4 protein-coding genes and 1 pseudogene are annotated in these 4390 nt (G+C 67.1%); 3 read left to right on the top strand and 2 right to left on the bottom strand.

Annotated elements, in window-relative coordinates; all coding sequences use genetic code 11:
- Positions 1-230: 230 nt before the first annotated feature.
- A complete protein-coding gene (locus BMG523DRAFT_RS21835) occupies positions 231-980 on the bottom strand; it encodes an IS5/IS1182 family transposase (protein WP_011435413.1) in 750 nt (249 codons plus the stop codon).
- A gap of 106 nt (positions 981-1086) precedes the next feature.
- Between BMG523DRAFT_RS21835 and BMG523DRAFT_RS27610 the strand changes: the two are divergent.
- Positions 1087-1827 (top strand): annotated as a pseudogene (locus BMG523DRAFT_RS27610) (transposase family protein); the annotation flags it as partial.
- Positions 1828-1865: 38 nt separating this feature from the next.
- On the opposite strand, the gene BMG523DRAFT_RS26900 reads toward BMG523DRAFT_RS27610, so the two are convergent.
- Positions 1866-2399 (bottom strand): IS30 family transposase, encoded by a 534-nt coding sequence (locus BMG523DRAFT_RS26900; RefSeq protein WP_011435411.1) that lies wholly within the window; start codon positions 2397-2399, stop codon positions 1866-1868.
- 68 nt (positions 2400-2467) lie between these two features.
- Between BMG523DRAFT_RS26900 and BMG523DRAFT_RS21825 the strand changes: the two genes are divergently transcribed.
- A complete protein-coding gene (locus tag BMG523DRAFT_RS21825; RefSeq protein ID WP_023842293.1) occupies positions 2468-2932 on the top strand; it encodes a transposase in 465 nt (154 codons plus the stop codon).
- A gap of 621 nt (positions 2933-3553) precedes the next feature.
- Complete coding sequence (locus BMG523DRAFT_RS26060; protein WP_011435409.1) at positions 3554-3826, top strand: hypothetical protein; 273 nt, start codon at positions 3554-3556, stop codon at positions 3824-3826.
- Positions 3827-4390 lie beyond the last annotated feature (564 nt).

Here is a 4390-nt window from a genome sequence, read left to right as displayed (position 1 = left end):
GACATCATCGGTGACAGACAGAACAGACACACCACCCAGGACACATCACCAGCGTCCTCGGTATCAGGAACTACACCCGACGTATCACGAAGAGCCCACAACCCCCCACCAGCATCCCGCGGACACTCCGCCCGACTCCCGCCACAGCCACGACACCGCCACACGGCGGAACCAGCCCCTCCACGCCATCGCCGAATACTTACCACTGAGCCTTTTCAAAGTTAGCTTTCCTAAATCTCTTCCTCGGTGAGAATGAATGCGGCGAGGGCGAACTTCCCGACACGGCGGGGACAGCCGCGGAAGCGGTCGAAGATGTGCCAGTTCTTCAGGATCGCGAAGCCGCGCTCGCCTCTGGCGCGGGTGGCGGCGTGGGCACGGTTGATCTCCTTTAGCTGATCGGACAGGTCGCCGCCGGGTGGCTTCTTGTACGGAACGAGGAGGTGGTCTCCTTCGCCGCCGACATATCCCTTGTCGGCGAAGAGGTGGAGCTCCGAGCGGTCGATCACGTGGAGGATGTCGTGCATGCGGGCGGCGGTGAGGTCGTGGACGCTGCCGGGAAGCCCCTCGGAGATCCAGATCATCCTGCCGTAGGGGTCGGTGAGGCCCTGGAGGTTGATGCCGTGGTACTTGTGCTTGCCCGAGTAGTACAGCTTGTTGTGTGCCCGGACACGGGTGGTGCGCACGACCGTTCCGTCGAGGATGAGGAAGTTGCTCTGCGTCCACGCGAACGTCCACACCGCCGCGAGGCGGCTACGGCCGCGGGTGGCCAGCAGATCGACGGCCTCGCGCACGTAGTTGTAGACCGTCCCGACACTGACGCCGAAGCCTTCGGCGAGTCGCTCGTAGGTGTCGCCGTTGCGTAGGTGCGCGAGCACGAGGAGTGCCTGCCCGTGTGGGGACAGCTTGCGCCACGTCTGGCGCTGAGCGCGGTCGTCGGCCAGCAATGTCGAGGCCCAGGAACGAGCGGAAGCGCAGGCCATACGACCTAAGCCGCACAAGCTGGCGGTGAAAACGCGGTTGCACGACGCGGTCAATGAGCCTTTCCCGGCAACGGGTCGTCGCACTGGGTAGCCGTAACGGACTGTGATGGTCTGGCGGGTGGGGTCGGGCCGGGAGACAAGGCGGCGCGGGGTCTCGGTAGGAAGTGTCCTTCCACAGATCACTTCACCGAAGGACCCCGCGTCCCGCATGAGTTTCACATACACCGCCGAGCTGCCCTTCGGCGATCACACCGTCTTCCGCCTGGCCGGACTGTTGGTCGCGGAGCGTCAGCGTCGTGGTACCCGTAACGGCACTCGCACGCTGTCCGCGCTGGAGCAGGCCGTGATGGCCCTGCGCTGGTTCTGTGACGGCACGCGGACCCGCCCGCCCCTCAACGATCATGGAGTGTCCCGCTCAGTGGGCTACCGCTACCTGCACGAGGGCGTCGCCGTGCTGGCCTGGCAGGCCCCTGACCTGCGCGAGGCGTTGATGCGGGCCAGGATCGCAGGCTATCGCCATCTGATCGTCGATGGCACGGTCATCGAGACCGACCGGCTGCGCGTGCCTGGTCCGAGCGAGGGCGTGGACCTGTGGTGGTCCGGCACGATCTCCAACCACGGTGGCAACATCCAGGTGCTCTCCGCCCCGGACGACGGCTGGCCACTGTGGGTCTCCGACGTGCGGCCCGGCCGCGAGCACGACTCGACCGCCCTGAAAGCCTCCGGGGCGCTGCCGGTTCTCGCCGAGTGGACCGCCGACCTGCACGAGGTGCTGTTCGACCTCGGTTACGAAGGGTTGGGCGGCCCGGCCGGGCCGCCCACGCTCGCCCGCAAGAAGCCCACGGCTCCTACCCAGAGAGTCACACAAGCCTACCACCAGCAAAATCAGTGGCCGGGTACCGCGCGGTCGGCGGCCTCGGCAGAGTGCTCGGAGATGCCGACCATGCCGGCGATCCTGGCCTGCTTCGGCCGAGTCGACCCCCGCGGCCGGCGCTCCGCCCGGCCCGACCGCGGCGCGAGCTTCAGCCGCGTGTTCAGTTCGCCACGCGCCTGAACGAAGAGCGTCTGGTAGATCGTCTCGTGCGACACGCGCATCTCCGGATCATCCGGGAAATCCTTCTTCAGCCGATTAGACACCTGTTCCGGCGAGAAGTCGGCCGACAGCCGTTCGGCCACCGCGTCGTGCAGCCGGACGTGAGTTTCCAGCTTGAACGCCTTCGGTCGCCGCCGCCGCTCGTCGGCGCGTTTCTGCGCGTCCGCGGCGCGGTATCCGGCATTGCCGCCGTTGCGCGCGACCTCACGGCTGATCACCGACTGGTTTCGGTCCAGCCGGGCCGCGATCATCCGGTGTGACAGTCCCTCGGCCAAGCCCCTGGAGATCGCCTCCCGCTCCTCCAAGGTCAACTCGACGCCGCGCACTCAGCCCTCCGATCAGTGGATCATCTTTCTACCAGCACTGATGCTCTGATCATCTGAGACCGCCCCGGGTGGCCGTGGTGGGTACACACCGGTACCGGTCGGGTCTTGGTGACGCCGGGTGGGTGGTTGCCGAAGCGGTGTTGCCGCCGGGGCATCGTGGGCGCCATCCGGTACGTGGCTACGTGGCCCGCAACGGGATCGCGTGGCGGGCGCTGCCGGCGGGCTTCCCGGCGTGGCGGGCGGTCTGCGGCTTCTTCGACCGGTGGAAGAACAAGGGCGTGACCGCCAGGGCCCAGGGCGCGTCGCGGGGCGGACCCGGCCCGCGGGGGTCGTGGACCATCCTGAAGACCACCGTCGAGACCACCCGGGAGAACCCCGGCCGGAAAACCTCCGGGGCCCTGCCGGGACGAGGGGTGGTCGAACGCACCCTCGCCTGGCTTACCGCCCACCGGCGGCTTGCCCACGGCTATGGACGTCATCCCGCCGCCTCCGAATCGTTCATCAACGGGCTCGTGCGCGCTGGTCCGCGCTAGTCGTAGCTCTTCCGGCCGGTAGGACTTGCCGCCCTTCCAAAAACGTTACGAACGGGCCGGCAAGCCGGCAAGTTTTGTGAATAAATGACTTTTTTGCGCATTCTGCGGATCGGGGCCGGTGGTGAGGGGCCGCCGGCCACAGCGGAAGAAACCGCCGGCGGCGTGTCACCGCCGTGGGGCTGGCACGCAGATCGCACAGCGGTGAACGCTGCGAACGAGCCGGCAAGTTTTGTGAATAGACAGCTTTTTGCGCATTCTGCGCAGGCGAGGAGCTGGCCCGCACCGGCGAGCAGCGCTGCCGGGACCGCGACCGCCAGCCCACCCCACACCGGCCTTTTCCGGCGACCGCCCGAACGCGATCTTCCGCAGCACCGCGAGCCCAGCCCGCAGCGCCTCACGCTCGGTCTCCCGCTCAACCAGCCGGCTACCCGAACAGAACCCTCACCACCCACCCAAAGATAGCAATAAGGTGAAGGATCATTATGCTTCCACACGACTTCGCGGATTAAAACGCGGATTAAAACTCAGTAGCGGAAGACCCACGGTCTCGGGAAGCCGGAGACGTTCACTTTTCTGGGGTTCACGTGTCTGTGCGCGACGTCCAAGAAGGGGAACTTCTGGGTGAGGCGCGTCACGGGCAAGAGGCGGATGCGGGCGAAGCTCAAAGAGATCAAGGAGGAACTGAAGCGGCGCCGGCACCAACCCGTCCCGCTCCAAGGGCAGCGGCTACGCAGTGTGGTGGTTGGGCATCTCAACTACTACGCCGTGCGCGGCAACACGGACGCGGTCGCGTCCTTCCGCATCCAGGCGACACGGCACTGGTTCAAGGCGCTTCGCCGACGAAGCCGGCGCACGCGACTGACCTGGGCGCGCATGGGGCGCCATGCCGACTGATGGCTACCACCCGCCCGCCCACGCCACCCGATGCCGAGCGTGCGCTTCGACGCCAGAACCCGAGGCAGGAGCCCAGTGCGGTAATTCCGCACGCTGGGATCGGTGCGGGGGCCTCCGCAAGGACGGTCCCGTCGACCCCATGGACGCACACACCAGCAAGGCCCTGCGGCTGTCGGACCCTCAGCGCCGTGCGCTGACTCTCGTTGCCGAGGGCACGGTTTTCTACCGGGCCGACAGCGTCGGTCACGGCTACTTCTCGGCGCGCGGCGCNTCNGAGATCAAGCTCAATGCCCGAACCATCGACAGCCTAGCCAGGCACGGTCTGATCGTCGAGGTTCCNGACCNGTTCCGTGACCTGCGCGGGGGGCTGGTTCGTNTCCGGCCGTACCGGCTGACCGACGCGGGCCGCACCGCCTTGGGGCTCGTTCATGAGGCCCCGCAGGCCGATGCCCCGGCGACGGTGGACGTTGCCGACGTCCGGGTGGGCATGGCTACGCCGCTGGGATGGGTCGACTACATTTCCCCTCTCGATGACGGCGGGGCCATCGTCTACTACCGGCCGTT

The organism is Frankia sp. BMG5.23 (assembly GCF_000685765.2).
Lineage (GTDB): Bacteria > Actinomycetota > Actinomycetes > Frankiales > Frankiaceae > Frankia > Frankia casuarinae.
The sequence above is the reverse complement of the archived record's forward strand: the minus strand, read 5'-3'. Positions and strand labels throughout refer to the sequence as shown.